This window comes from Pseudidiomarina fusca (assembly GCF_032227045.1).
Lineage (GTDB): Bacteria > Pseudomonadota > Gammaproteobacteria > Enterobacterales > Alteromonadaceae > Pseudidiomarina > Pseudidiomarina fusca.
Genome location: NZ_JANFPJ010000001.1, coordinates 358,530 through 364,653 on the forward strand (window position 1 = coordinate 358,530; position 6,124 = coordinate 364,653).

Consider the following 6,124-nt stretch of genomic DNA (forward strand, 5'->3'; position numbering starts at 1 on the left):
ATGCAAGTGCAAATTAAACGTCACCCTGATTTTGACGCTGGAGAACTTAACGCACAGCTACCGCCTTTACTGGCGCAAATTTTGGCGCGGCGGGGCATCACGAACCTAGCCGAGTTAGAATTAAGTGCTAAGCGACTACCTCATTATCGATTGTTAAAAGGGGCAGAAGCCGCAGCCAAGCATTTAGCTGATGCGTTAGAGCAACAACAACGAATTTGTATTTGTGGTGACTTTGATGCTGACGGAGCTACCTCCACAGCGTTGATGGTGTCTGTGCTGCAGGCGTTAGGGGCTGAGCAGGTCTTCTATTTAGTGCCGAACAGATTCGCAGATGGTTATGGTTTATCAGTATCGGTGGTTGAACAAGCTCGGCAGCAAGGCGCTGAACTGATTGTAACGGTCGATAGCGGAATATCCTGCCACGCAGGCATCACTGCGGCAAACCAGTACGGGATTCCTGTGTTAGTGACAGATCACCATTTACCTGGTGACAGCTTGCCAGCTGCTCAGGTGATTGTTAATCCTAATCAGCCCAATTGTGCTTTTCCGAGTAAAAATATTGCTGGGGTAGGGGTGGCATTTTATGTGCTGCTGGCATTACGTGCTGAGTTACGCCAACGTCAATGGCCAGCCGAAATAAATTTAGCCGCTTGGCTAGACTTGGTTGCCGTGGGTACCGTTGCCGATGTGGTTAAACTCGACGGCGTTAATCGAATTTTGGTGCAGCAAGGTCTGCAGCGTATTCGAGCAGGACACTGTCGGCCCGGTATAGCGGCTCTGTTGAGCGTGGCGGGACGTGACGTAAACCAACTACAAGCGAGTGATTTAGGTTTTGCTATCGGCCCCCGCATCAATGCCGCCGGCCGCCTTGACGATATGGCCGCAGGGATAGAATGTTTGTTGGCGGCTACCGGTACGGCAGCCCACCCGTTAGCCCAGCAGTTGGATAGCCTAAACCGAGAGCGACGTAGCATTGAAACAGAAATGCGGGAAGAGGCCGAGCACTATGTAGCAGAATTAGCTACGGATAGCTCTGAGTTACCAGCGTTGTTGGTGCTGTTTCAAGCGTCATGGCATCAGGGCGTGATTGGTATCGTTGCTGGCCGCGTCAAAGAGCAATGTCATCGTCCGGTGATTGCCTTTGCCCAAGCAGAAGATGGCCTCCTAAAAGGTTCGGCACGATCTATTCCGGGGCTACATATAAGAGATTTACTGGAGCGCGTGCATACCCGCTATCCTGGTCTTATTGAGCGTTTCGGTGGACATGCCATGGCAGCTGGCTTGAGTATTCAGCAGCATCAGTTAGACGCGTTCACTAAGGCTGTAACTGAAGTGGCTTCTGAGTGGCTAAAACCGCATCAATTACAAAGAGTTATCTGGTCTGATGGTGAGCTTGATGCAAGCTGCTTACAGCTTCCTTTTGTCCAGCAACTAGAGCAACTAGGGCCCTGGGGGCAAGGCTTCGCAGAGCCTTTATTCGATGGTGAATTTAAAGTGGTTAAACAGTACTTAGTAGGACAAAAACACCTAAAGTTAGTGCTGGAATCACCGCAACGAGTGACCATTGATGCGATAGCATTTCAAGTTGATACTAACCTGTGGCCAAATCTTGCGATTGAGCATATTCATGCTGCCTATCGTATTCAGCTGAATCATTTTCGTGGACAAACTTCGGTACAACTGCAACTAGAGCATTTTACTGCTTTACGGTAGAATATGCGCCCTTTGTTTATATTGATAAGTTTGGATTGCTGCACATGTTTGAAACAAATGCTACTTATGTTGCCATAAAAGATCTGCGCAAACGCAGTGAGTTGCTTCGGGGGTACCTTTGACTACGCTCATAAAGTAGAGCGTTTAGAGGAGGTAAGTCGCGAGTTAGAAGACCCAAACGTGTGGAGCAATCAAGAGCGAGCGCAAGCTCTGGGCAAAGAGCGTGCTAGCTTAGAACAGGTAGTTACAACGCTACAACGGCTTGCACAAGGGTTAGAAGACGTAGAGGGCTTGGTTGACCTAGCGGTTGAAGCTGATGACGAAGAAACCTATCAAGAAGCAGTTGCTGAACTTGAGCAATTAGAACAACAATTAGCGACGTTAGAGTTTCGACGCATGTTTTCGGGTGAACAAGATACCGCCGATTGCTATGTGGATATTCAAGCAGGATCAGGCGGCACAGAAGCCCAAGATTGGGCGAATATGCTGTTGCGAATGTATTTGCGTTGGGCTGAGTCGCATCAGTTTAAAACAGAAATTACCGAGCTCTCGGAAGGAGAGGTGGCTGGCATAAAATCAGCAACGGTGCGTATTCAGGGTGAGTATGCCTACGGTTGGTTACGAACTGAAACCGGTGTTCATCGGTTAGTTCGTAAATCGCCATTTGACTCTGGTAATCGTCGCCATACCTCGTTCGCATCAGTGTTTGTGTATCCAGAAATTGATGATTCAATAGAAATTGAGATTAACCCAGCAGATTTGCGTATCGATACTTATCGAGCATCTGGCGCAGGTGGACAACACGTTAACCGAACCGATTCGGCAATTCGTATTACCCATGAGCCATCAGGTATTGTGGTGCAGTGTCAAAGCGATAGGTCGCAACATAAAAACCGTGATGCTGCAATGAAACAGTTGCGAGCAAAGTTATACGAGATGGAACTGCAAAAGCAGTTGGCTGAAAAGCAAGCCCTTGAAGATACCAAATCAGATATAGGTTGGGGCAGTCAGATTCGTTCTTATGTGCTCGATGATGCTCGTATCAAAGATTTGCGTACAGGCATTGAGAACCGAAATACTCAAGCAGTACTAGATGGAGCTTTAGATCCATTTATTGAAGCCAGTTTAAAATCTGGTTTATAACAACGATGCACTTTTAACGCTTTAGAATTCTATTGATTAGTTACAGGAAAAATAACCATGAACGATAAAACGCAGCAAGCACCTGAAGTTGATGTTAACGAACAGATTGCTCAGCGAAAGGCGAAATTAGCTGCTCTGCGTGAACAAGGTGTGGCGTTTCCGAATGATTTTCGTCGTGATAGTTTAGCGGCGGATTTACACGCAAATTATGATCACGTTGAAAAAGAGCAACTTGCTGCACAGGGAGTTCGTGTGAGCGTTGCTGGCCGGATGATGACGCGACGGATTATGGGCAAGGCGAGCTTTGCCACGTTGCAAGACATGTCAGGCCAAATTCAAATATATGTAGCGCGGGATAACTTGCCAGAAGGTTTCTATAACGAGCAATTCAAAAAGTGGGATCTTGGTGACATTATTGGGGCCACCGGTACCTTATTTATCACTGGAACCGGCGAGTTAAGTGTTCAAGTTGATGATGTGCGTTTATTAACCAAAGCACTACGACCATTACCCGATAAATTTCATGGTTTAGCTGATCAAGAAATGCGTTATCGTCAGCGCTATCTTGATTTGATTACTAATCAGGAGTCGCGTAAAACTTTTATTATTCGCTCCAAAGTAGTGGACTACATTCGTCGTTATTTAAGCGAACGGCAATTCTTGGAAGTTGAAACGCCGATGATGCAGACCATTCCTGGCGGGGCGGCGGCACGTCCGTTTGTAACTCATCATAACGCCTTAGATATGCAACTGTATTTGCGTATAGCACCAGAGCTTTATTTGAAGCGGTTGGTTGTTGGTGGATTCGAAAAGGTTTTTGAAATCAATCGTAATTTCCGTAATGAAGGGCTATCTACGCGGCATAATCCAGAGTTTACCATGCTTGAGTTTTACTGGGCCTACGCCGATTATCAAGATTTGATGAACTTAACGGAAGACATGCTGCGTGGTATGGCAACTGACATCTTAGGTTCCGCGCAATTTGAAAGCGAAGGCGTGATGTATGATTTCAGCAAGCCGTTTGCACGCATGACAGTTAAAGAAGCTATTTTGGCCTATTTACCAGAAGCCTCTGAGCAACAACTTGATTCTTTAGAGCAAGCAACGCAGCTGGCGGAATCCCTCGGTATTAAAGTCAAATCGAACTGGGGCCTTGGTAAAGTTCAAATTGAGATTTTTGAAGAAGTAGCTGAACACCGTTTATTGCAGCCAACATTTATCACTGCCTACCCAGCTGAGGTATCGCCGTTGGCACGTCGTAATGATGCGGATCCATTCATTACAGATCGGTTCGAATTTTTTGTCGGTGGACGCGAATTAGCCAATGGATTTTCCGAGTTGAATGATGCTGAAGACCAAGCTGAGCGTTTCCGGGAGCAAGTGCAACAGAAAGAAGCTGGTGATGATGAGGCAATGTTCTATGATGAAGATTACGTAACTGCACTAGAGCATGGTTTACCGCCAACAGCAGGTGAGGGTATAGGTATTGATAGACTCGTTATGCTGTTGACCAACTCAGCATCTATCCGCGATGTATTATTATTCCCTCATATGCGCCCACGCAAAGGCTAAAAGCTAAGAATTAAGTGAATATGCTGTACGTTGTTAGCCCGCGAAGGGCTAACAACGCCACTCACCTAACGGCTAGGCAGAGCCTGTAACAAATCTGCTAATAGTTCATGTTTGTCCTCAATCCCCGCCGATAGTCGTAATAAATCCGAAGGACAAGGAGTACCAGCGCCTTCAACACTGGCTCGGTGCTCAATTAAACTCTCTACGCCGCCTAAGGATGTTGCACGCTTCCATAACTTGGTATTGGCAGCAACGTGAATAGCAGCGGCTTCACCGCCCTCTACCTGTATAGAAAGCATCCCACCAAAGCCCCCAGACATTTGTTTACAGGCGACTTCGTAGCCCGCAAAATTCGGTAATCCCGGATAAAGCACGGCTTTGATTTGTGGGTGTTGTTGTAATTGTTCAGCTAAGAATAAGGCATTCTCACAGGCGGCTTTTACACGTAGATGTAGCGTACGCATACCGCGCAGCAGTTGTGCAGCATCATGCGGGCTAGGAACAGCTCCTAGTTGCGCTCGAATACTCCGAATACGTTGCCAATAGGGATGATCAGCAGCTGTAATCAGTGCTCCAGCAATAACATCTGAATGACCATTTAAGTATTTGGTGGCTGAATGCATGACAATATCAGCACCTAGTGCTAGAGGCTGACTAAGAATAGGCGTTGCACAAGTTGAATCTACTGCAACCCAAGCGTCAGCCTGATGAGCTAAGGCCACAATTTCAGTAATATCGGAGATGGTCCAAAGTGGATTTCCCGGTGTTTCAAGCCATACTAATTTGGTTTTTCCCGGTTGCATAGCTTGCTTGACTAAGTGCAATTGGGTCATATCTACAAAGCTAAATTGTAATCCCCAATCTTTAGCAAAGTTCAGTAACCAATGACGCAAAGCCCAGTACATAATGTGTGGAACTATAACATGGTCACCTGGTTGTAAGGCCAGAAAAACTGAAGTAGCAGCAGCCATACCCGAGCTAAACAGCAGCGCTTGTTCGCCTTGCTCTAATTGGCAAAGTAGTTGTTCAACCGGTTTATAGGTCGGATTGTCAGCACGCGAATAAACATTACCAGTAGGGTAGCTGTTATCAGCGCCACGAATATAGGTTGTCGCTACGTGGATAGGAAGCACCACTCCTTGGCTTTCTTTATCAATAGTACCGAGAGCTTGGGCAACGGCGGTAGCCGAGCTATAGGGATATGAAAAACTGGTCGTTTTAATCGTCACTGGGTTACCTATGAGTCGTCATTTATTAACCAACCATAGCTTATCTGACTCTGTTTAATTCGGCTACATGAATCACTCACTCGTTGCTATATCTAAAGCCACCGGGCAGCCCGGTGGCAAGAGCTATACCTACGACGGCCACAACCGCCGCGTTAAGGTGGCAGGCAACGGTGATACCCGCTACTATCTCTACAGCCAGTCGGGGCAGCTGTTATTGAGTGAAGACAACGGCGTTCAAACGAACTACATTTACCTTGGTAATAGGCTTATCGCTGAGGACCGCCAGGCAACAACCACCTTTATCCATACAGATAGGTTGGGCAGCCCTGTGGCACGAATCAACAGCACAGGAAGGGTAGAGAGTCGCCGGCATTACCAACCTTTTGGTGACACTTACGAAGCGCCAAGCGACGACATCGGATACACTGGCTATAAGTACGATAATGACTTAGGCTTGAGTTATATGC

The 6,124-nt window shown here is 46.9% G+C and carries 4 protein-coding genes and 1 pseudogene; 4 read left to right on the forward strand and 1 reads right to left on the reverse strand.

Features of this window, described 5'->3' with window-relative positions; translation table 11 throughout:
* From recJ to lysS, 3 genes are all read left to right on the forward strand, one after another.
* Positions 1–1,713 (forward strand): single-stranded-DNA-specific exonuclease RecJ, encoded by a 1,713-nt coding sequence (gene recJ, locus NOG12_RS01675; RefSeq protein WP_313932236.1) that lies wholly within the window; start codon positions 1–3, stop codon positions 1,711–1,713.
* Between the two features lie 44 nt (positions 1,714–1,757).
* Positions 1,758–2,856 (forward strand): peptide chain release factor 2 gene (gene prfB, locus NOG12_RS01680; RefSeq protein WP_110075217.1). Its coding sequence is split into 2 segments (ribosomal slippage): positions 1,758–1,832 and positions 1,834–2,856, totalling 1,098 coding nucleotides; the frame shifts between segments, so codons are not numbered across the junction.
* Positions 2,857–2,913: 57 nt separating this feature from the next.
* On the forward strand, positions 2,914–4,428 hold the full coding sequence (gene lysS, locus NOG12_RS01685) for a lysine--tRNA ligase (RefSeq protein WP_313932237.1): 1,515 nt from the start codon (positions 2,914–2,916) through the stop codon (positions 4,426–4,428).
* Between the two features lie 65 nt (positions 4,429–4,493).
* On the opposite strand, the gene NOG12_RS01690 is transcribed toward lysS, so the two are convergent.
* The gene (locus NOG12_RS01690; RefSeq protein WP_313932238.1) at positions 4,494–5,657 is read right to left on the reverse strand and encodes a trans-sulfuration enzyme family protein; all 1,164 of its coding nucleotides are present in this window, start codon (positions 5,655–5,657) and stop codon (positions 4,494–4,496) included.
* Between the two features lie 67 nt (positions 5,658–5,724).
* Between NOG12_RS01690 and NOG12_RS01695 the strand changes: the two are divergent.
* Positions 5,725–6,124: pseudogene (locus NOG12_RS01695) on the forward strand (hypothetical protein); the annotation flags it as partial.